The sequence below is a fragment of the Streptomyces sp. NPDC050423 genome (assembly GCF_040655445.1).
Lineage (GTDB): Bacteria > Actinomycetota > Actinomycetes > Streptomycetales > Streptomycetaceae > Streptomyces.
Map to the genome: position 1 here is coordinate 25691 of NZ_JBFAJY010000008.1, position 20909 is coordinate 46599.

Below are 20909 nucleotides of genomic sequence, written 5' to 3' on the forward strand. Positions count from 1 at the left end.
AACGGCCGGAGCTCCCGCACAGTGGGCTCCGGCCGCTCGACTGAGGCCCCTGCGGGCCGCAGGGCTACAGGGCGAGACCGGTGAGGACCAGGACCCGCTCGTAGGTGTAGTCGTCCATCGCGTACCGGACGCCCTCCCGGCCGGTGCCGGACTGCTTGGTGCCGCCGTACGGCATCTGGTCCGCGCGGTACGAGGGGACGTCGCCGATGATCACGCCGCCGACCTCCAGCGCGCGGTGGGCGCGGAAGGCGGTCTGCAGGTCGTGGGTGAACACGCCTGCCTGGAGCCCGTACTTGGAGGAGTTGACGGAGGCGAACGCCTCGGCCTCGCCGTCCACCTTCTGCACCGAGAGCACCGGGCCGAAGACCTCCTCGCAGGAGAGGCTGACGCCGTCGGGGAGGTCGGTGAGGACGGTCGGGGCGTAGGTCGCCCCGTCGCGCTTGCCGCCGGTGAGCAGCGTGCCGCCGGCCCGTACCGCCTCGTCGACCCAGGACTCGACGCGCTTGGCGGCGTCCTCGTTGACCAGCGGGCCGACGTCGGTGGCGGCGTCGGACGGGTCGCCGGTGACCTGGGCCTCGACGGCCGCGACGATCTTCGGGAGCAGCCGGTCGTAGACCGTGACGTCCGCGATGACGCGCTGCACCGAGATGCAGGACTGGCCGCCCTGGTAGTTGGAGAAGGTCGCGATACGGGTCGCGGCCCAGTCCAGGTCCGCCTCGGAGGCGTAGTCGCCGAGGACGACCGCCGCGCCGTTGCCGCCGAGCTCCAGGGTGCAGTGCTTGCGCGGCACCGAGTCCATGATCGAGTAGCCGACCTGGGCGGAGCCGGTGAACGAGATCACGGGCAGCCGCTCGTCCTGGACGAGGGCGGGCATCCGGTCGTTGGGGACCGTCAGCACGGACCAGGAGCCGGCCGGCAGGTCGGTCTCGGCGAGCAGCTCGCCGAGGATCAGGGACGAGATCGGGGTGGCCGGAGCGGGCTTCAGGATGATCGGGGCGCCGACGGCGATGGCCGGGGCGACCTTGTGGGCGCTGAGGTTCAGCGGGAAGTTGAACGGGGCGATGCCCAGGACCGTGCCGCGCGGGAAGCGCCGGGTCAGGCCGAGCCGGCCGGTGCCGCCGGGGTCGGTGTCGAGGCGCTGGGCGTCGCCGCCGTTGAAGCGGCGGGCCTCCTCGGAGGCGAACCGGAACACCGAGACGGCCCGGCCGACCTCGCCGCGCGCCCACTTGACGGGCTTGCCGTTCTCGGCGGAGATCAGCTGGGCGATCTCCTCGGTGCGCTCCGTCAGGCGCCGGGCGACGTGGTCGAGCGCGGCGGCGCGGACGTGGGCCGGGGTCGCGGCGAACTCGTCGCGCACGGCGTGGGCGGCGGCGACCGCCTCCTCGACCTGGGCCTCGGTGGGCACGGCGACGGTGCCGACGAGCCGGCCGTCCCAGGGGTTGGTGACGTCGAAGCTTTCCTCGCCGGTGGCCTCGCGGCCGGCCAGCCAGAAGGCGTGGGTGGAGGTCATGGAGGTTCCGGCCCTTCGATGTCGTGGGGTGTTCCGCCCCCACCGTAGGGCCGTGCCGCCGGTCCGGCGTTTGTCCGGGGTGGAGCAGAGGCGCTCCGGGGTGCGCCGGTTTGTCGGAGGAAGGGGCCCCGTTCCTACGGCGTCGTCGGGGGGCTGGTGACCTTGAGGGCGAGCCAGAGTTCCATCCGGCTGTCCGGATCGTCCAGCGAGCGGCCGAGGATCTCCTCCACCCTCCGCATCCGGTAGCGCAGGGTGTGCCGGTGCACTCCCAGGTCCGCGGCGGCGGCGTCCCACTGGCCGTGGTGGGAGAGCCAGGCCCGCAGGGAGGCGACCAGGTCGCCGCGGCCCTTGGTGTCGTGTTCGTACAGGGCGCGGAGCATGGCGTCCGCGAAGGCGCGGACCGCGTCGTCGGCGAGCAGCGGGAGCACCGAGCCGGTCGCCAGCTCCTCGTGCTCGACCAGCGCCCTGCCCCGCCGGCGGGCCACCGACAGGGCCTGCTCGGCCTGCTTGTACGCGGCCGAGACGGCGATCGGCCCCGCGGGGGCGGAGAGGCCGACGACCACTTCGGTGTTCTCCGCCGGTTCGTGCGCGGGCCGCTTCTCCTGGGCCTCCGCGTAGGCCGTGCAGGCGGCGACCGCGGTGCCCCCGTCGGCGGCCAGGACGACGAGGCGTTCGCCCTCGGGCACCATGAGCACGGTCTCGCCCGACCGGGAGGCCGCGGTCTCCATCGCCTCGGCCAGCTGCGCCGTGGTCGAGGGTTCGGTGGCCTCGGCGATGAGCAGCCGGAAGGGCGCGTCGAGCAGTCCGCCGTAGAGATCTCCGGCGACGGCGCGTGCGTGGTCGGGCTGGCCGGCGAGCAGCATGCGCAGCACCGCGGCGCCGAGTCGCTGTTCGGCGCCCTGGAGCGAGCGGGAGCGGGCGGTGATGAGGGTGAGCAGGGCGACCGCCGAGTGCACCGCGTACCGTTCCGCGGTGCCGAGCGCCGACCCGGTGCCGACGGCGAGTGCGCCGCGGGCCCGGCGGCCGGTGCCCAGGGACTGGAGCTCGACCCGGTCGTCGGTGTCGCCGACGACCGCGCTGGCGGGGGCCGGGCGGTCCCGCAGGCGTTCCACGTCGGGGGTGAGCCGGGCGGCGCGGCGGGCGGCCCAGTCGGGGGCGGCGGCCACGACCGCCCCGGAGGCGTCGTACAGCGCGGCCCAGCCGTCGACGTGCGCGGCGAGCCGGGTGAGGAGTTCGGCGGGTCCGTCCCCGGAGAGCGCCGCCCTGGTGAGTTCGCGCTGCGCCTCGAAGCCGGCGGTGACGGCCCGGTACTGGTCGGCGGCGATCTCCGAGGAGACCGCCTTGGCGATGGCGATGAACGGGGTGCGGCGGGGCACTTCGAGGAGCGGCAGGCCCGCTTCCTCGGCGGCGTCGATCAGTGCCCTGGGTACGTCGTCGTAGTTCACGCCGACGGCGAAGCCCACCCCGACGACTCCGGACCCGGCCAGCCGTCGCACGTACCGCTGCATGCCTTCCGGGCTCTCGGCGTCGAGATTGGTCGCGGTGACCAGCAGCAGTTCACCGCCCTCCATGTAGCGGACGGGGTCGGCCAGCTCGCTGGCGTGCGCCCAGCGCACGGGCGTGTCGAGCCCGTCGGCCCCCGCACGGACCGTGAGCTTGAGCGCCGAGTGCTGGACGAGCGAGGCGAGCGTGGGCGGCATGGGACGGGCGACCTTTGGGAGGGGGCGTCGATTGTGCCGTCGCGTATGAACGGCTGCCATCGATTCTGCCAGGGCGGCAGGGTTCCCGTAACCGCTCTCAGCCCGCCCGTACCGCTGCTGCCACGTAACCCGTCAGCCTCCCAGTTCCACCAGGAGCGGGGGTGCGTGCTCGCCGTCGACGGTGGTGAGGGAGAGGACCGCGTGACCGGCCGGCAGCTCGTACGCCAGCTGTGACGCCGACCAGCGCTCCCGTTCCACTTGTCGCACGGTGACTGCGTCGGTGGTGACAGCGTTGCCCGTGGCCAGCTTCCGCAGTGCGTGCAGAGCGCGGGTGACCGGCTGGTCCGCGAAAACGGTGTGCTTGGCCACTTCCCGGACCGTGACCCATTCCTTGCCCCAGGCTTCCGAGAACCGTTTTCCGTCCCAGGTGGTGACGCCGGAGAAGATCATCCCGCACCCCATGGCACCGAGCAGTGCGGAATGCAGCCCTTCGGGGACGTCGTCCACGGTTCGCAGTGCCAGCACCGCACCGGCATTGACGGACCTGAGATGCCGCAGACCCCTGACGGTTCCGGGAGTGATCGTGCCGGTCGCGTCGTCGAGCACCAGACAGGCGAAGCGCGAGCGCTCCGTTCGCGCTGCGGCGATCGAGTTGAACTGCGCAAGAATCAGACGGGTCAGGACCCTCGACGCACCGGCGTGCACGCGTTCCGGAAGATCGATCCGGACCCTGACCGGGTGCTGTTCGAGAGAGCGGAGAGTGAAGGGCCGGGCGTCAGGACCGGTGGCGAAGAACCCCGCGAAAGCGGGCCGGTCGAGCAGGCCGATCCGCTCGGCGAGGACCGTGGCCGGGTCTCCGCTACTGCCCGTGTGACGCACTCGGGCATCCAGCTCACGCAACATGGCGTGGTGGCCGCCCTCCTCCAGAGCCTGTCGCAGCTCGGTGAGGACCAGCTCGCTCCCCGCGAGTAGTTCACGGAGCTCCGGGACGGACGGGAAGTGGCCATGGACGGTGCGATAGGGACCGAGCAACTGGCCGAGCGCGAGAGCCGCGCGTCGGCTGTCCAGGTCCGGAACGTCTCCGACCAGCCCTTCCGCGAGAGTGGCCGCGGCCTCGTCGGGATCGGTCGTGCTGCCGTAGAGATCGAAATCGTGCAGGGACGAGGGGTCACCGACCTTCACGACGACGTCGAACGCCTCGTCCGGACCGAGTGAGGCCCCCGCCGCGCCCACGGCGAGCACGGCGGCCTTGCCGGCGAGCGCCTGGAGCGCCAGCGTCTCGACGACCGGCCGCACCAGCCGGGCGGTCTTGCCCGCGCCGGACGGCCCGACCGCCAGCAGGGAGGTTCCCAGGGCGGCGGGTTCCAGAGCGACACCCGTGCCTCGGCGCGCGTGGGGGTTGCGCTCGTTGTCGACACAGACACCGATACGGACCTGATCGGTCAGCAGGTCGTGACGGGCCGACCGCAGTGGCAGGTCCCGGCTCCCCGAAGGGTGAAGGAAGGCATCCGGCCCTTTGCGTACGGTCTCTGCCGCAAAGGCGGCGAGGCGATCAGAGCTGAATCGTGCCCGCTCCCACGCCTGGCCCAGCCGCGCGCAGTCGACGTCGTTCATGCGATCGGCCTGGACTGCTCCGGTAAGGACGTCCGCCGCTTCGGGGAGTCCCGCAGCACGCAGTTCGGGCCAGCGCGACGAGTCCTCGAAGGCGGGCGCGGCCGGGAGTCGCGCCTGTGCGCCCGCCCGGCGTTGCCGGACTCCCTCGACAGCGGCGTGCCACCGGCCGATACGGGCGAAGGGCCACACCACCACGGCGGCGACCATGGCGTAGGCACCGTAGGCGACCAGAGCCACGGTGAACGCACTGCCGTCGGCACGCAGGAGACTTCTCGGAATCGCCAGGAAGACGATCTCCAAGATGGGCACGCTGCCGTTCCAGACGACCCACAGAGCAATGAATGCGCCCAGCCCCGTTGCCATCAGTCTCGCGCGCGCGAGGTTCGCCCCTGCGTAGTGACGGAAGAAACCCGCCCAGTTCCCGAGCTTTGCCGCCCACAGCGTGAGCAGGAGAGTCATGGCTTGGAAGTAGAGGGCCTGCCAGGCGTAGGCAATGTCCGGAGCGACACCCGGCCGGAGTTCGTTGCCCAGCGTCCACCAGTCCCGCGGCGTGAGGAAACGGAACGGAAGACCCAGGTAGGGAATGCGGTAGCCCGAGCTGTATGCCACGACGATCAGAGCGAGCACCAGCGTGAGCACGCGCCCCAGCACAGACGGCCGAGGAGGCTTCTCGGCGGGCCGCGGCACGTATGCGTACCGCCAGACCCCGGGGCCAACAGCAGGGCGGGGGGTGTCCAGCCACTGGGCGATCGGCGTTCCCCCTCGGGGCGCACCGCCAAGGTTCGGCGGCCCGCTGGGCGGCGGCACCGTCGGGGAGAACGCGGGCGGGGCGACGGGCGGCGGGCCGGGCGGAACGGCGGGCGGCGGGCCGGCCGGGTGCGGCACGGAGCTCCCGGGCCCGCCGGGGCGGCCGTCGGGCGGCTGCGCACCCCACGTGCCCCGGGTGCCGTGCGTGCTTTCGTTGTCCATGAACCGTTGCCCCCTGACCAGCCAGGTCCGACCGCTGCACGGCCAATCTAGTGCCCCGCCCGGATAGTGACGGGGAACGGGCCGCTCCGGTCCCCGTACCGCCTTCTGTCCGCCACGGACAAGGACACGCCCCCCACCACTCCCGATCGGAGCATGCCCGCGCCCCGCCCCCGCCCCTAGCCTGCAGAAACAGAAGCGTCCGAAACACCCCCAGGAGCCCCGCATGACCGCTATTCCGCAGGAGCGCCGCCTCGTCACCGCCATTCCCGGCCCGAAGTCGGTGGAGCTGCAGGCCCGCCGTCTCGCGACGGTCGCCGCCGGTGTGGGCTCCACGCTGCCGGTGTTCACCGCCCGTGCCGGTGGCGGGATCATCGAGGACGTGGACGGCAACCGGCTGATCGACTTCGGCTCCGGTATCGCCGTGACATCGGTCGGCGCCTCCGCCGAGGCCGTGGTGCGGCGCGCGTCGGCGCAGCTCGCCGACTTCACCCACACCTGTTTCATGGTCACTCCGTACGAGGGGTACGTCGAGGTCTGTGAGCAGCTCGCCGAGCTGACACCGGGCGACCACGCGAAGAAGTCCGCGCTGTTCAACTCGGGCGCCGAGGCCGTCGAGAACGCGGTGAAGATCGCCCGTGCGTACACCAAGCGCACCGCCGTCGTCGTCTTCGACCACGGCTACCACGGCCGGACCAACCTCACGATGGCACTGACGGCGAAGAACATGCCGTACAAGCAGGGCTTCGGCCCGTTCGCGCCCGAGGTCTACCGGGTGCCGGTGGCGTACGGCTACCGCTGGCCGACCGGTGCCGAGAACGCCGGTGCCGAGGCGTCCGCCCAGGCCATCGACCAGATCACCAAGCAGATCGGCGCGGACAACGTCGCCGCGATCATCATCGAGCCGGTGCTCGGTGAGGGCGGGTTCATCGAGCCGGCCAAGGGCTTCCTCCCGGCGATCGCGCGGTTCGCCCAGGACAACGGCATCGTCTTCGTCGCCGACGAGATCCAGTCCGGCTTCTGCCGCACCGGCCAGTGGTTCGCCTGCGAGGACGAGGGCATCGTCCCCGACCTGATCACCACCGCCAAGGGCATCGCGGGCGGCCTCCCGCTCTCCGCGGTCACCGGCCGCGCCGAGATCATGGACGCGGCGCACGCCGGCGGCCTCGGCGGTACGTACGGCGGGAACCCGGTCGCCTGCGCCGGGGCCCTCGGTGCCATCGAGACGATGCGCGAGCTGGACCTGAACGGGAAGGCCAAGCGCATCGAGGAGGTCATGAAGGGCCGGCTCGCCGAGATGCGGGCGAAGCTGCCGAACGGCGACCTCATCGGTGACATCCGCGGCCGCGGCGCGATGATCGCGATCGAGCTGGTGAGGTCCGGCACCAAGGACCCGAACCCGGAGGCGGCCGCGCAGCTCGCCAAGGCCTGCCACGCCGAGGGCGTGCTGGTGCTCACCTGCGGCACGTACGGCAACGTCCTGCGCTTCCTGCCGCCGCTGGTGATCGGCGAGGACCTGCTGGGCGAGGGCCTCGACGTCATCGAGCAGGCGTTCGCCACCCTCTGAGGCCGGCGGGTTCCGGAGGCGGCCGCGGCGTTTCCTCCGGGGATGCCCGGCGCCCGGGTGAGGGCCTGTGAAGAAGGTGTGCGGGGGCGATGGCGGGATACCGTTCCCGCTGTCGGTCCCCCATCGCCTGACGTACGGTTTCCGCAGATGAGAGAAACACCCCGCCCGCAGGGAACCGCGGGCGATACCGGGTCGGAGCTCCCCCAGCGCCGTCCTGGTCGTGCCTTCGCGCACACCACTGGAGCCTCGGGCTCCGGAACTCCTCACCGATCGGATGGCCGCCCGCCCCACACCCCCCGGGGCGCGCGGCACACCGGTCCTGCCGTCCGTCCCGGAACAACCCCCCCCGTTCCGGGACGGACGGCTCTTCTCGTTTCCGTGGTGTCGGGCCTGCTGGCCCTGTTCGCGCTTACCACCTGGCAGATCGCGGCCGGCGGCCCGCTGCGCGGCCTGGACGAGCGCACCGGCCGGGCCCTGGTCGGTCACGGTCCGGCCCGGCTCACCGAACTCCTCGCCGATCTCGGCAATACGCAGGTCGCGCTGCCGGTGCTGGGCTGCGCGATCGTCTGGTCGCTGGTGCGCGGCGCGCGCCGTGAACCGTTCACCGCGGCGCTCACCATGACCGCGGTGCCGCTGCTCGTCGTCCCGCTGAAGGACTGGATCGCCCGCCCGGGGCCGCTGACCGACGCCACCGGCTACTACCCGTCGGGCCATGCGGCGACCGCCGCCGTGGCGTACGGGGCGGCCGCGCTGCTGCTCGCCCCGTATGTGAGGCGCTCATGGATGATGCCCGTCGCCGCTGTCCTGCTGACGGCGGCGACGGGCATCGGTCTGGTGCTGCGCGGCTATCACTGGCCGCTGGACGTGCTGGGCAGCTGGTTCCTGTGCGGGCTGCTGCTCCTCCCGCTGGTGCTCAGCCGCCGAAGTAGGCGTCGAAGTTCTTCGAGAACTCCCAGTTGTTGAAGCGGTCCCAGTTGATCGACCAGGTCATCAGTCCGCGGAGTCCGGACCAGGTGCCGTGGGTGGCGTACGAGCCGCAGTCGGTCTTCTTCGTCAGGCAGTTCAGCGCCTTGGTGACCTCGGCGGGCGAGGTGTGGCCGTTGCCCGCCTGGGTGGAGGCCGGCAGGCCGATCGAGACCTGGTCGGGGCGGAGACCGGGGAAGACCTTGGTCTGGTCGCCCGCCACCGGGAAACCGGTCAGCAGCATGTCGGTCATCGCGATGTGGAAGTCGGCGCCGCCCATCGAGTGGTACTGGTTGTCCAGACCCATGATGGAGCCCGAGTTGTAGTCCTGGACGTGCAGCAGGGTGAGGTCGTCGCGCAGGGCGTGGATCACCGGGAGGTAGGCGCCGGCGCGCGGGTCCTGGCCGCCCCACGGGCCCGAGCCGTAGTACTGGTAGCCGAGCTGCACGAAGAAGGTCTCGGGGGCCATGGTGAGGACGAACTTGTCGCCGTACTTGGCCTTGAGGGTCTTCACCGCGGAGATCAGGTTGACGATGACCGGCGTGGTGGGGCTGCGGAAGTCGGTGTCGCCGGTGTTCAGCGAGAGCGAGTGGCCCTCGAAGTCGATGTCCAGTCCGTCCAGACCGTACTCGTCGATGATCTTGCTGACCGAGGAGACGAAGGTGTCACGGGCGGCGGTGGTGGCGAGCTGCACCTGTCCGTTCTGGCCGCCGATGGAGATCAGCACCTTCTTGCCGGCGGCCTGCTTGGCCTTGATGGCCGCCTTGAACTCGGCCGCGGACTCGACGTTCGGGCACTCCGCGACCGGGCAGAGCGAGAAGCGGATGTCGCCCGATGTGACGGAGGTCGGCTCGCCGAAGGCCAGGTCGATCACGTCCCAGGAGTCGGGCACGTCCGCCATCCGGGTGTAGCCGGAGCCGTTGGCGAAGCTGGAGTGCAGATAGCCGACGAGGGCGTGGGCCGGCAGGTCCGTGCCGCCACCTCCCCCGCTGCCGCCGGTCTTGGTGGTGGCGGGCACCGCGGCGGACTTGGCTGACTCGCCCGCCGCGTTGGTGGCGGTGACCTGGAAGCTGTACGCGGTCGAGGCCGCGAGGCCCGTCACGGTCGCCGAGGTACCGGTGGCGGAGAGGACCTTCGTCCCGCCCTGGTAGACGTTGTAGCCGGTGGCGCCCGCGGACGCCGTCCAGGACAGCGGGACCGAGGACGCGGTGGCCGTGCCGGTCTTCAGGCCCGCGGGTACCGCCGGGAGCGCGACCGGGTCGCCGCCGGGGCCGACGAGGGTGAGGTCGTCGGCGTAGTAGGCGGGGGTGCCGTACCAGCCGTGCGTGTAGACGCTCACCGAGGTGGTGGCCGCGCCCGTCCTGAACGTGGTGGTGAGCTGCTTCCAGCCGTCGGCGGACTGTGTCCAGGTGGACACGTCGGTGGTGCCGGTGCCGTCCGCCCCCAGGAAGACGTAGCTGCCCTGCACCCACGCGCTCAGTGTGTACGTGGAGTCGGGCTTGACCGTCACGGTCTGGGAGCACTTGGCGTTGTCGCTGCCGGCCGGGGTCGCCTTCAGCGCCGAGGTGCCGCCGTGCACGGGGGTGCTGACAGCGGCTCCGCTGCCGCCCGTACAGCTCCAGCCGTCCAGGCCGGCCTCGAAGGTTCCGTTGCGCGCCAGATCGGCGTCGGCCGCGGCGGCACTCGGCGCCGAGGCCGCCAGGCCGCCGGCGGCGAGCAGGGCGGCCGTGAAGGCGGCCAGAAGTCCGGTAATGCGGGCGGGGGGTCCCGTGCGTTCCACAACGGCCTCCGTGCAGGGGGGAATTGAGTGTGGCGCGCACAACATGGTCCAGACCAATCCGGTTGTCAAGACCTCTGGCACCCGGTCGCCTAACCGATGTCCCCCGCCGCGGCCCCTCCAGCGGCCTCGTGCATCGCGAGTTCCAGCAGCGTGGCGTCGGTGAGCGTGCCCGATCCGTCGGGCGGAATCAGCCAGCGCACCCCGCCTGCGGCCCGCCCCGGACGGGGCACCACGATCCAGGTGCCCTGGCCCGCGCCGCGGATCCCCGTGCCGATCCAGCGGTCGGCGGTGCCCGGCGGCACGAAGAACCCGATGCGGGCGTCGCCGAAGCCGGCGAGGACCGGCCCCGGCCGGTCGATGAGCCGGGTGAGCACGTCGAGCGTCCGACAGCCCAGCCTCCCCGGCAGAATCAGCACGTCCCAGCGCCGGCCGGCGGGAAGGAGCGCGATCCCCCGCGGATCGCGCTCCCACTCCCGCCGGCAGGCGCCGGGATCCGGTGCCACCGACACGAGCCACTCGACCGCTGCCTTGACCCCCGAGCCAGTCATGGCCCGCCTCCGTTCCGTGTCGCACCGGCAGGGATTTGCCGGTGCGTTCACGGAAAGAGAGCGGGGCGGGGCCGATCCATTACGCGGGTTCGGCTACCAACCGGTAGTGAACTGGGTCACGGTGGGCCCGGCCGGGCGACGCCGCAGGTCGGACGCGGGTTCAGCTGTCGAAGCCGAGCCCCATCCGGTCCATCGTCCGCAGCCACAGATTGCGGTGGCCGCCGTTCTCGTCGGCCCTGGCCAGGGAGCGCTTCGTCAGCTCGATTCCGGCCCAGGCCAGCGGCTCCGGCGGAAACGGCATCGGCTTGCTGCGCACCATCTCCAGCGCGGTCCGCTCCGTCCGCTCACCGGCGAGGAGGTCGAGCATCACGTCGGCGCCGAACCGGGTGGCCCCGACGCCGAGTCCCGTGTATCCGGCGGCATAGGCGACCCGGCCCTGATGGGCCGTACCGAAGAACGCGGAGAATCGGGAACAGGTGTCGATCGCGCCGCCCCAGGCATGAGTGAAACGCACTCCCGCCAATTGCGGGAAGCATTCGAAGAACTGCCCGGCGAGCTTCAGGAACGTTTCCGGCCGCTGGTCGAGACGGGCGCTGAGCCGGCCCCCGTACGGATAGATCGCGTCGTATCCGCCCCACAGGATCCGGTTGTCCGCGGAGAGCCGGAAGTAATGGAACTGGTTGGCGCTGTCTCCCAGCCCCTGCCGGTTCTGCCAGCCGATGGCGGCGAGCTGTCCGGCGGTCAGCGGCTCCGTCATCAGTGCGTAGTCGTAGACCGGGACGGTGTACGGGCGCACCCGCTTCACGAGCGACGGGAAGATGTTCGTGCCGAGGGCGACGCGGCGGGCGAGGACCTTTCCGTACGGGGTGCGGACCGCCATTCCGGTTCCGGTTCTGGCCAGCTCCAGCCCGCGGGTGTGCTCGTAGATCCGCACGCCCAGGTCGAGACAGGCCTGCTTGAGACCCCAGGCCAGCTTGGCGGGGTGCAGCATCGCGACCCCGCGGCGGTCCCAGAGGCCGCCCAGGAATGTCGGTGAGTCGACATGGGTGCGCAGCGCGTCACGGTCGAGGAAATCGACGCCGCCGAAGCCGCGCCGCTCCATCTCCTGGTGCCACTCCCGCAGCTCTTCGAGCTGGTGGGGCTCGGTGGCGACATCGATTTCACCGGTGCGCTCGAACTCGCAGTCGATGCCGTAGCGGGCGACCGCCTCCTCGATGGCGTCGAGGTTGCGCGCGCCCAGCTCCTCCAGCTTCCCGATCTCCTCGGGCCAGCGCTCCAGCCCGTTGGGCAGGCCGTGGGTGAGGGAGGCGGCGCAGAATCCGCCGTTGCGGCCCGAGGCGGCCCAGCCCGTCTCGTGCCCCTCGATGAGGACGACATCGCGTTCCGGTTCGCGCTCCTTGGCGAGCAGCGCGGTCCACAGTCCGCTGTAGCCGGCGCCGATGACGAGGAGGTCGCAGTGCTCGTCGCCGGTGAGCGCGGGGAGCGCTTCGGGCCTGCCGGGGTCGTCCAGCCAGAACGAGACCGGCTTGGCGTCGGCGAGTGACTGGGCGGCGGTGCGCATGGCGACTGGGGCCATGGTTTCCAACTCCTTCGGGACTTTCAGGGTCGTGCGCTGTTCTTGCGCCGGTTGGCGATGAGCTGGCCGGCGAGAACCACCAGTACCGCAACGATGAACATTGCCGTACCGATGACGTTGATCTGCACGGGCGTGCCGCGCTGGGCCGAACCCCAGACGAACATGGGGAAGGTCACGGTGGAGCCCGCGTTGAAATTGGTGATGATGAAATCGTCGAAGGAGAGCGCGAATGCGAGCAGCGCTCCCGCGGCGATTCCGGGGGCGGCGATCGGCAGGGTGACCCGTACGAAGGTCTGCACGGGCCCGGCGTACAGATCGCGCGCTGCCTCCTCCAGCCTGGGGTCCATCGACATGACCCGCGCCTTGACCGCCGTCGTGACGAAGCTGAGGCAGAACATGATGTGCGCGATGAGGATCGTCCAGAAGCCCAGTTGTGCGCCCATGTTGAGGAACAGCGTGAGCAGCGAGGCGGCCATGACGACCTCGGGCATCGCCATCGGCAGGAAGATCAGCGAGTTGATCGCGCCACGCGCCCGGAAGCGGTAGCGGACCAGGGCGAACGCGATCATCGTGCCGAGCACGGTCGCGCCGACCGTGGCCCAGAAGGCGATCTGGAGGGAGAGGGAGAGCGAGCCGCACATGTCGGCCACCCCGCAGGGGTCCTTCCAGGCGTCCAGCGAGAAGCGCTGCCAGGAGTAGTTGAACCTCCCGTTGGGCTTGTTGAAGGAGAACACCATCACGACGATGTTCGGAAGGATCATGTAGGCGAGCGTCAGCAGACCCGCGATGACGATGATGTGGCGTCGCAGCCAGCGCAGTACGGGCATCAGACCAGGTCCTCCGTCCCGGAGCGGCGGATGTAGAAGGTGACCGCGATCAGAACGACCGCCATGAGGATGAAGGAGAGCGCGGCCGCCGTCGGATAGTCGAGGACGCGCAGGAACTGGGTCTGGATGACGCTGCCGACCATCTTGGTGTCGGTGGAGCCGAGCAGTTCCGCGTTGACGTAGTCGCCGCTGGCCGGGATGAAGGTCAGCAGGGTGCCGGAGACCACGCCCGGCATGGAGAGCGGGAACGTCACCTTGCGGAAGGTGGTGGCGGGGGTGGCGTACAGGTCCCCGGCGGCCTCGTGCAGCCGGCCGTCGATCCGTTCCAGCGAGGTGTAGAGCGGCAGGATCATGAACGGCAGGAAGTTGTACGTGAGACCGCAGACCACCGCCATCGGCGTGGCCAGCACCCGGTTGGACTCGGTCCAGCCGAGCCAGCTGGTGACGTCCAGGACGTGCAGGGTGTTCAGTACGTCGACGACCGCGCCGCCGTCCGCGAGGATCGTCTTCCAGGCGAGCGTGCGGATCAGGAAGCTGGTGAAGAACGGGGCGATGACCAGCACCAGCACCAGGTTGCGCCAGCGGCCGGCCTTGAACGCGATGAGGTAGGCGAGCGGGTAGCCGAGCAGCAGGCAGAGGATCGTCGCGGTGCCCGCGTACAGCAGGGACCGGATGAACTGCGGGTAGTAGTCGGTCAGCGCGTCCCAGTACGTCTGGAAGTGCCAGGTGACCTCGAAGCCCTTCTCCAGGGATCCGGTCTGTACGGAGGTCGACCCCTGGTAGATCAGCGGCAGCGCGAAGAAGACGACGAGCCACAGGATGCCGGGGAGCAGCAGCCAGTAGGGGACGAGGCGCTTGCGGGTGGAGGGCTTGCGCACCTTCGGCTCCTCGACGGGAGCGGGTGGCGCCTCCTGGATGACGCTCACGCCGCGTCCTCCACCGTCTCCACACCGGCGTCGATGTCCTGGGTGGCGTCCAGGCCGAAGGTGTGTGCCGGGTTCCAGTGCAGGACGACCTCGGCTCCGGCGGTGAGCCCCGCGCGCCGCTCGACGTTCTGCTCGTACACGTGGAGGGACTTGCCGGCCGGGCTCTCCACCACGTACTGCGTGGAGACGCCGATGAAGCTGGAGTCGACGATCCGTCCGGTGACCCGGTTGCGGCCCTCCGCTATCTCGTCCACGTCGTCGCGGTGCGCGAGGGAGATCTTCTCGGGGCGGATGCCGAGGAGCAGCTTGCCGCCCTTCGTGGTCGGCTCCGGACACCGGCCGGCGGGCAGCCGGAGCTTCCCGCCGCCGGCCGACACGACGATGTCGTTGCCGGTGGAGAGGACTTCGCCCTCGATGAGGTTCGAGGTGCCGAGGAAGTTGGCGACGAACGTCGTCCTCGGGTTCTCGTAGAGATCGGCGGGGTCGCCGAGCTGCTCGACCCGGCCGGCGTTCATCACCGCGACGGTGTCGGCCATGGTCATGGCCTCCTCCTGGTCGTGGGTGACATGGACGAACGTGATGCCGACCTCGGTCTGGATGCGCTTGAGCTCGAGCTGCATCTGGCGGCGCAGCTTGAGGTCGAGGGCGCCGAGCGGCTCGTCGAGGAGCAGCACCTGCGGGTGGTTGATCAGGGCGCGGGCGACGGCGACGCGCTGTTGCTGGCCGCCGGAGAGCTGGTGGGGTTTGCGCCGGGCGAAGTCGCCGAGCTCGACGAGCTCCAGCATGTCGTCGACCTGCTTCTTGACCGACTTGATGCCGCGCCGGCGCAGTCCGAAGGCGACGTTCTCCGTGATGTCGAGGTGCGGGAAGAGCGCGTAGCTCTGGAAGACCGTGTTGACGGGCCGCTTGTACGGGGGGAGGCCGGTGATGTCCCGGCCGCCGAGCGACACGGTGCCGGTGGTGGCCTCCTCCAGGCCCGCGATCATGCGCAGGGTGGTGGTCTTGCCGCAGCCGGACGCGCCGAGCAGCGCGAAGAAGGAGCCCTGCGGGACGGTCAGATCGAGCGGTTGGACGGCGGCGAAGGAGCCGTACGTCTTGCTGATCCCGGTGAGGCGGACATCGCCGCCTGTCTGCTGCTGTGTCATGGATCGCAGTCCCAGTGGTGTCAGGGGGAGATCGGGGGGGAGGAAGGGCGGGGCGTCAGGCGCCGATGAGCTTGGCGAACTTCTCCTCGTACGCCGTCTCTTCCTCGGCGGTCAGGGACCGGAAGGCGTGCGAGGCGGACGCCATCTTCTTGTCCGGGAGAATCAGCGGGTTGTCGGCCATCGAACGGTCGATCCTGGCGAGTTCCTCGCGGACCCCGTCGACCGGGCAGACGAAGTTGATGTACGCGGCGAGTTCGGCGGCGACCGGCGGCCGGTAGTAGTGGTCGATGAGCTTCTCGGCGTTGGTCTTGTGCCGTGCCTTCACCGGAACCAGCATGTTGTCGCTGGATATGACGTAGCCCGCGGCGGGTATCGCGTACTTGACGTCCGGGTTGCCGGCCTGGAGCTGGACGATGTCGCCGGCCCAGGCGACGCAGGCGGCGATGTCGCCCTTGTCGAGATCCGCGGTGTAGTCGTTGCCGGTGAAACGGCGGATCTGGTTCCGGTCGACGCCCTTCTGGAGCCGGCCGACCGCGGCGTCGTAGTCGGCGTCGGTGAAGGCGCCGGGGTCCTTGCCCATGTCGAGCAGGGTCATGCCGATGGAGTCACGCATCTCCGAGAGGAAGCTGACCCGGCCCTTGAGCTGCGGGTCGTCGAGCAGCTGGCTGACGGAGTCGACCCGGCGCCCGCCGGTCGCCTTGGAGTTGTAGGCGATGACGGTGGGGATCCCGGCCCAGGGGTAGGAGTAGGCGCGGCCGGGGTCCCAGTCCGGGGAGCGGAACTGGGCCGAGAGGTTGGCGTAGGCGTGCGGCAGGTTCGACGGGTCGAGCTTCTGCGCCCAGCCGAGGCGGACGATACGGGCGGCCAGCCAGTCCGTGACGCAGATGATGTCGCGGCCGGTGTCCTGGCCGGCCGCGAGCTGCGGCTTGATCTTGCCGAAGAACTCGACGTTGTCGTTGATGTCCTCGGTGTACTTGACCTTGATGCCGGTCCGCTCGGTGAACTGCTCCAGGGTGGGCCGGTGCTTGCCGTCGTCGGTGACGTCCATGTACTCGGTCCAGTTGGAGAAGTTGACCTGCTTCTCCTTGGCCGAGTGGTCGTCGGAGGCCGCCGCGGCGTCCCCCTCCCGTTTCGCGGGAGGGATTCCGCACGCGCTCAGCGCGCCCAGTCCGCCGAGTGTGAGCGCGCCGGTACCGGAGGCGCGCAGCAGCGATCGGCGGGTGAGTGCTCCCCTGCCACTGGTCAGAGTGCGACGCACCGCGGCCAGCTGGGCCGCGGAGAGACGCTCGGGCTCGTACTGCTCCATGCGCGTTGCCCTTTCGGGTGGGTGAGCGGCCGGACCGGCCGGGGTGGACCGGCCGTCACATGGGGGCGGTCCTATCGGTCCCCGAAGATCGTGCGGTGCCAGTCCTTGCGGGCGACCGCGGTGTTGTCGTACATGACATGCTTGACCTGCGTGTACTCCTCGAAGGAGTACGACGACATGTCCTTGCCGAAGCCGCTGGCCTTGTACCCGCCGTGCGGCATCTCGCTGATGATCGGAATGTGGTCGTTCACCCAGACGCAGCCGGCCTTGATCTCGCGGGTGGCGCGGCCCGCCCGGTACAGGTCGCGGGTCCAGGCGGAGGCGGCGAGCCCGTAGGGGGTGTCGTTGGCCAGCGCGATGCCTTCGTCGTCGGTGTCGAAGGGCAGCACGACCAGGACCGGGCCGAAGATCTCGGACTGGACGATCTCGCTGTCCTGGGCCGCTCCGGCGATCAGGGTCGGCCGGTAGTAGGCGCCGTCGGCCAGTTCGCCGCCGGGGGCCTCGCCGCCGGTGACGACGGTGGCGTAGGCGCGGGCGCGCTCGACGAATCCGGCGACCCGGTCGCGCTGGGCGTGGCTGATCAGCGGGCCGAGGTCGGTCCCCGGGGCGAACGGGTCACCGACCCGGACGGTCGCCATCAGCTCGGCGACGCCCTGCACGAAGGCGTCGTAGAGCGGGCGCTGGACGTAGGCGCGGGTGGCCGCCGTGCAGTCCTGGCCGGTGTTGATGAGGGAGCCGGCTACCGCTCCGTTGACCGCGGCCGCCAGGTCGGCGTCGTCGAAGACCAGGAAGGGGGCCTTGCCGCCGAGTTCGAGGTGGAGGCGCTTGACGGTCGAGGTGGCGATCTCCGCGACCCGCTTGCCGACGGCGGTGGAGCCGGTGAAGGAGGTCATCACGACGTCGGGGTGGCCGACGAGGTGTTCACCGGCCTCCTTCCCCGCGCCGCTGACGATGTTGATCACGCCGTCCGGGATGCCGGCCTCGGTGGCCGCCTGCGCGAACATCAACGAGGTCAGCGGGGTGATCTCGGCGGGCTTCAGCACGATGGTGTTGCCCGCGGCGATGGCCGGGAGGACCTTCCAGGCAGCCATCTGGAGCGGGTAGTTCCAGGGGGCGATGGAGCCGACGACGCCGATCGCCTCCCGCCGTACGTACGAGGTGTGGTCGCCGTCGTACTCGGCGGCGGACTTGCCCTCCAGATGGCGGGCGGCGCCCGCGAAGAACGAGGTGTTGTCGACCGTTCCGGGCACGTCGAACTCGGTGGACAGCTTGACCGGCTTGCCGCACTGGAGGGACTCGGCGTACGCGAAGTCGTCCGCCTGCCCGGCGAGGACGGCGGCGAAGCGGTGCATCGCCTCGGACCGCTCGGCCGGGGTGGCTCCCGACCAGCCGGGGAAGGCGGCGCGCGCGGCGGCGACCGCCGCGTCGACATCGGCGGTGCCCGCCAGCTCGTACGTGTAGACGGTCTTGCCCGTGGCCGGGTTCACCACGTCCTGGCTGCGTCCCGATGTGCCGGGTCGCAGTCTTCCCCCGATGTACTGCGCGCCGTCCGCGAAGCGGTCCTGTACCTGGAAGCTGTTGCCCATCACGCTCTCCTCCGCCGCTGTCCCCGCAGAGCGGGGGCGGCGTAGCTTCTGCTCGATTTGACTGCCGATCCTGACAGAGGGGACCGGGCCCAACAAGTGATTCCGTTGTTGCCTTTTGGTTACGCAACGGAATCTGTCGACCATGTGTCGCGTCAGTGCGGAATACCCCGTACGTAGTGTCAGTGGCGGATGCCAGACTCGCGTGTCATGGAACACATCGATGACCTCGTGGCGCGGACCGGCCGGGGCGAGAGGGTGCAGTACCTGAGGTTCTGGGGGCACCGGCCGCGCCGTGACGGCACGATCGGTGCGAGTTGTCTCAGCCAGTGGTGGCTGTCGCCGTTCACGGTCGACGGGGTGACGTACGCGTCGGCGGAGCACTGGATGATGGCCGGCAAGGCGCGGCTGTTCGGTGACGCCGGGGCGGCGGAAGCGGCGGTGGCGGCGAAGAGCCCGGCCGAGGCGAAGAAGGTGGGCCGGCTGGTCCGCGGTTTCGACGAGGCCGTCTGGGAGCGCGAGCGGTACGGGCTCGTGGTGGCGGGCAGCCGCCACAAGTTCGGCCAGGACCCGGCGCTGCGGGAGTTCCTGCTGGGTACGGGCGAGCGGGTGCTGGTCGAGGCGAGCCCGATGGACCGGATCTGGGGGATCGGGCTGGCGGCGGACGATCCGCGTGCACAGGACCCGGCGGCCTGGCGGGGGCTGAATCTGCTCGGGTTCGCGCTGATGGACGCGCGGAGCGGGCTGCGTGCCGCGGCGGGGGCGGGAACCGCGTCGGGGACCCGGACGCCCCTATGAGACGGTCCGTGGGGCGGCGGGACGAATTCCCACCGCCCCACGGGCCACGTGCGACCGGGTCCGACGAACCCAGCGCCGCCGTCACACCGGCGACCGGCGTCAGCGCATCACACCGACGGCCGGGGAATCGACGACCAGCGAGGCCGACATCGGCTCGAAACCGGAGCCACTGTCCTCGTCGAAGCGGTCGCTGGTGGCGGCCCAGATGACCAGCCCCAGGAAAACGGCACTGACGGCGATGCCGATCGAGCCGAGGATGATGCCGGCGAGTGCCACTCCGCCGTTGTCGGCCTCGCCCCGGCTGACCCGGCCCCGGCCTATCAGTCCGAATATCAGCGCGAGGACACCGAGGATGACGCCGAGGCCGTACATGTAGAAGACGGCCACCGCGATGATGCCGAGCACCATGGAGGCGATCCCGAGCCCGTTCGCGGGCTGGGGCCCGCCCCAGACGGTCTGGCCGTAGCCGGGGTATCCCGGGTAGCCGCCGTACTGCGGGGCCTGCGGGGCCGGGTAGCCGTACTGGCCGGCGGGCTGCTGGGGCGGCGGCGCCGCGGGGTAGCCGTACTGGCCGACGTGCGGCGGGGCCTGCTGACCCGGGCCGTTCGGGCCGACCGGCGGTGGCGGCACGGCATCCGGGCCGTACCAGCCGCCGGGGCCGGACGGCTGCCCCGCCTCAGGCGGGGCGCCGAAGCCTGCCGCGGGTGCGGGGCCGTGTCCGGCGACCGGTTGCCCCCCGGCGTCCGGCACTGGGCCCGGTGCGGTGGCCGGCATCGAGGTGACGGTCTGCTGGTCGTGGACGGCCGGCGGGCGGTCGTCCACGGGCTCCTTCTTGTCCAGCGGCACCCTGTTGTCCGGCGGAGCCCACGGATCGCGCGGCACGGCCCCGTCCGCGGGCTGCTCTGTGTTGTCTGACATGGGCCTCCCCCATCGTGATGCCCGTCATGCTACGGCCAGCCCCCGTCCTACGATGACTTCCGTCCCCTGCCCGGTTCCCACATGTGTCCGGGCCCCGCGCCACCCCTGCCTCCGGAGGATCCGATGACCGATCTGCACCCCTTCATCGCGGGGCTGCCCAAGGCCGAGCTCCATGTTCACCACGTCGGTTCGGCCTCGCCCCGCATCGTCGCCGAGCTGGCCGCGCACCACCCCGACTCCAAGGTCCCCACCGCCCCCGAGGCGCTGGCCGACTACTTCACCTTCACGGACTTCGGCCACTTCATCGATGTCTACCTCTCGGTCGTGGACCTGGTCCGCACCCCGCAGGACGTACGGCTGCTGACCTTCGAGGTCGCCCGCGACATGGCGCGGCAGAACATCCGTTACGCGGAACTGACCGTCACCCCGTTCTCCTCGACCCGCCGCGGGATTCCGGAGCAGGGCTTCATGGAGGCCATAGAGGACGCCCGCAAGGCGGCCGAGGCCGAGCTCGGGGTGGTGCTGCGCTGGTGCTTCGACATCCCCGGCGAGGCCGGACTCGAAGCCGCCGAGGAGACCACCCGGCTCGCCGTGGACCTGCGGCCGGAGGGGCTCGTCTCGTTCGGCCTCGGCGGCCCGGAGATCGGGGTGGACCGCCCGCAGTTCAAGCCCTACTTCGACCGTGCCATCGCCGCGGGCCTGCACTCCGTACCGCACGCCGGTGAGACCACCGGACCGCAGACGGTCTGGGACGCGCTGACCGCGCTGCGCGCCGAGCGCATCGGCCACGGCACCAGCTCCGTCCGCGACCCGGAGCTGCTGGCACACCTCGCCGAGCACCGCATCGCGCTGGAGGTCTGTCCCACGTCGAACATCGCGACCCGCGCGGTGGCGGACATCGAGCGGCACCCGCTCCGGGAGATGGTGGAGGCGGGTGTGCTGGTCACGATCAACAGCGACGACCCGCCCATGTTCGGCACCGACCTCAACAGCGAGTACGGGGTGGCGGCCCGCCTCCTCGGCCTGGACGAGCGGGGGCTCGCCGCGCTCGCGAAGAACGCCGTCGAGGCGTCCTTCCTCGACCCGGCCGGCAAGCGCACGCTGTCCGACGAGATCGACACGTACACGACGAGCTGGCTGGAGCGCACCGACCGGTGACCCCCCGGTGGTGACAATGGCACC

Annotated in this window: 16 protein-coding genes; 4 read left to right on the forward strand and 12 right to left on the reverse strand. The window is 70.9% G+C overall.

Annotated elements, in window-relative coordinates; translation table 11 throughout:
* Nucleotides 1-64 precede the first annotated feature (64 nt).
* From AB0I52_RS08490 to AB0I52_RS08500, 3 genes are all read right to left on the reverse strand, one after another.
* Complete coding sequence (locus tag AB0I52_RS08490) at nucleotides 65-1510, reverse strand: aldehyde dehydrogenase family protein (RefSeq protein WP_363070238.1); 1446 nt, start codon at nucleotides 1508-1510, stop codon at nucleotides 65-67.
* Between the two features lie 134 nt (nucleotides 1511-1644).
* The gene (locus tag AB0I52_RS08495) at nucleotides 1645-3210 is read right to left on the reverse strand and encodes a PucR family transcriptional regulator (RefSeq protein WP_363070240.1); all 1566 of its coding nucleotides are present in this window, start codon (nucleotides 3208-3210) and stop codon (nucleotides 1645-1647) included.
* Between the two features lie 132 nt (nucleotides 3211-3342).
* Entirely contained in the window at nucleotides 3343-5793 is a 2451-nt protein-coding gene (locus tag AB0I52_RS08500; protein ID WP_363070242.1) for an ATP/GTP-binding protein, read from the reverse strand.
* Nucleotides 5794-6016: 223 nt separating this feature from the next.
* On the opposite strand from AB0I52_RS08500, the gene gabT reads away from it, so the two are divergent.
* Nucleotides 6017-7357 carry a 4-aminobutyrate--2-oxoglutarate transaminase gene (gene gabT, locus AB0I52_RS08505; RefSeq protein ID WP_363070244.1) on the forward strand — a complete coding sequence of 447 codons (1341 nt, stop codon included), beginning with the start codon at nucleotides 6017-6019 and terminating at the stop codon, nucleotides 7355-7357.
* A gap of 147 nt (nucleotides 7358-7504) precedes the next feature.
* Nucleotides 7505-8320, forward strand: coding sequence for a phosphatase PAP2 family protein (locus AB0I52_RS08510; protein ID WP_363070246.1), 816 nt, complete (start codon nucleotides 7505-7507; stop codon nucleotides 8318-8320).
* Here the strand turns inward: AB0I52_RS08510 and AB0I52_RS08515 are convergent.
* The 8 genes from AB0I52_RS08515 to AB0I52_RS08550 all read right to left on the reverse strand — a co-directional run bounded on the left by AB0I52_RS08515 (nucleotide 8271) and on the right by AB0I52_RS08550 (nucleotide 18014).
* On the reverse strand, nucleotides 8271-10100 hold the full coding sequence (locus AB0I52_RS08515; protein WP_363070248.1) for a glycoside hydrolase family 18 protein: 1830 nt from the start codon (nucleotides 10098-10100) through the stop codon (nucleotides 8271-8273). The two genes, AB0I52_RS08510 and AB0I52_RS08515, sit on opposite strands and share 50 nt — an antisense overlap.
* Nucleotides 10101-10189: 89 nt before the next feature.
* Complete coding sequence (locus AB0I52_RS08520) at nucleotides 10190-10648, reverse strand: hypothetical protein (RefSeq protein ID WP_363070250.1); 459 nt, start codon at nucleotides 10646-10648, stop codon at nucleotides 10190-10192.
* A gap of 160 nt (nucleotides 10649-10808) precedes the next feature.
* Complete coding sequence (locus tag AB0I52_RS08525; RefSeq protein ID WP_363070252.1) at nucleotides 10809-12224, reverse strand: FAD-dependent oxidoreductase; 1416 nt, start codon at nucleotides 12222-12224, stop codon at nucleotides 10809-10811.
* Between the two features lie 23 nt (nucleotides 12225-12247).
* Complete coding sequence (locus AB0I52_RS08530) at nucleotides 12248-13051, reverse strand: ABC transporter permease (RefSeq protein ID WP_363070254.1); 804 nt, start codon at nucleotides 13049-13051, stop codon at nucleotides 12248-12250.
* Nucleotides 13051-13968, reverse strand: a complete 918-nt coding sequence (locus tag AB0I52_RS08535) for an ABC transporter permease (protein ID WP_363070463.1) — start codon at nucleotides 13966-13968, stop codon at nucleotides 13051-13053. The genes AB0I52_RS08530 and AB0I52_RS08535 overlap by 1 nt, the downstream gene beginning before the upstream one ends.
* A 5-nt stretch (nucleotides 13969-13973) precedes the next feature.
* Nucleotides 13974-15122, reverse strand: coding sequence for an ABC transporter ATP-binding protein (locus tag AB0I52_RS08540; RefSeq protein WP_363070256.1), 1149 nt, complete (start codon nucleotides 15120-15122; stop codon nucleotides 13974-13976).
* 55 nt (nucleotides 15123-15177) lie between these two features.
* Complete coding sequence (locus AB0I52_RS08545) at nucleotides 15178-16428, reverse strand: spermidine/putrescine ABC transporter substrate-binding protein (protein ID WP_363070258.1); 1251 nt, start codon at nucleotides 16426-16428, stop codon at nucleotides 15178-15180.
* Nucleotides 16429-16499: 71 nt separating this feature from the next.
* Entirely contained in the window at nucleotides 16500-18014 is a 1515-nt protein-coding gene (locus AB0I52_RS08550) for a gamma-aminobutyraldehyde dehydrogenase (protein WP_363070260.1), read from the reverse strand.
* A 207-nt stretch (nucleotides 18015-18221) separates the two neighbouring features.
* On the opposite strand from AB0I52_RS08550, the gene AB0I52_RS08555 reads away from it, so the two are divergent.
* Entirely contained in the window at nucleotides 18222-18809 is a 588-nt protein-coding gene (locus tag AB0I52_RS08555) for an NADAR family protein (RefSeq protein WP_363070262.1), read from the forward strand.
* Between the two features lie 99 nt (nucleotides 18810-18908).
* Here the strand turns inward: AB0I52_RS08555 and AB0I52_RS08560 are convergent, their stop codons facing one another.
* A complete protein-coding gene (locus AB0I52_RS08560; RefSeq protein WP_363070264.1) occupies nucleotides 18909-19727 on the reverse strand; it encodes a DUF4190 domain-containing protein in 819 nt (272 codons plus the stop codon).
* Between the two features lie 123 nt (nucleotides 19728-19850).
* Here AB0I52_RS08560 and AB0I52_RS08565 point away from each other — a divergent pair, with 123 nt between their 5' ends.
* Entirely contained in the window at nucleotides 19851-20885 is a 1035-nt protein-coding gene (locus AB0I52_RS08565) for an adenosine deaminase (RefSeq protein WP_363070266.1), read from the forward strand.
* The last annotated feature ends 24 nt before the right edge of the window (nucleotides 20886-20909 follow it).

Bases quoted from the DNA above. Each gene is read 5' to 3' on its own strand.
- AB0I52_RS08490 (WP_363070238.1), bottom strand. From the start codon at position 1,510: ATGACCTCCACCCACGCCTTCTGGCTGGCCGGCCGCGAGGCCACCGGC.
- AB0I52_RS08495 (WP_363070240.1), bottom strand. From the start codon at position 3,210: ATGCCGCCCACGCTCGCCTCGCTCGTCCAGCACTCGGCGCTCAAGCTC.
- AB0I52_RS08500 (WP_363070242.1), bottom strand. From the start codon at position 5,793: ATGGACAACGAAAGCACGCACGGCACCCGGGGCACGTGGGGTGCGCAG.
- gabT (WP_363070244.1), top strand. From the start codon at position 6,017: ATGACCGCTATTCCGCAGGAGCGCCGCCTCGTCACCGCCATTCCCGGC.
- AB0I52_RS08510 (WP_363070246.1), top strand. From the start codon at position 7,505: ATGAGAGAAACACCCCGCCCGCAGGGAACCGCGGGCGATACCGGGTCG.
- AB0I52_RS08520 (WP_363070250.1), bottom strand. From the start codon at position 10,648: ATGACTGGCTCGGGGGTCAAGGCAGCGGTCGAGTGGCTCGTGTCGGTG.
- AB0I52_RS08525 (WP_363070252.1), bottom strand. From the start codon at position 12,224: ATGGCCCCAGTCGCCATGCGCACCGCCGCCCAGTCACTCGCCGACGCC.
- AB0I52_RS08530 (WP_363070254.1), bottom strand. From the start codon at position 13,051: ATGCCCGTACTGCGCTGGCTGCGACGCCACATCATCGTCATCGCGGGT.
- AB0I52_RS08540 (WP_363070256.1), bottom strand. From the start codon at position 15,122: ATGACACAGCAGCAGACAGGCGGCGATGTCCGCCTCACCGGGATCAGC.
- AB0I52_RS08545 (WP_363070258.1), bottom strand. From the start codon at position 16,428: ATGGAGCAGTACGAGCCCGAGCGTCTCTCCGCGGCCCAGCTGGCCGCG.
- AB0I52_RS08550 (WP_363070260.1), bottom strand. From the start codon at position 18,014: ATGGGCAACAGCTTCCAGGTACAGGACCGCTTCGCGGACGGCGCGCAG.
- AB0I52_RS08555 (WP_363070262.1), top strand. From the start codon at position 18,222: ATGGAACACATCGATGACCTCGTGGCGCGGACCGGCCGGGGCGAGAGG.
- AB0I52_RS08560 (WP_363070264.1), bottom strand. From the start codon at position 19,727: ATGTCAGACAACACAGAGCAGCCCGCGGACGGGGCCGTGCCGCGCGAT.
- AB0I52_RS08565 (WP_363070266.1), top strand. From the start codon at position 19,851: ATGACCGATCTGCACCCCTTCATCGCGGGGCTGCCCAAGGCCGAGCTC.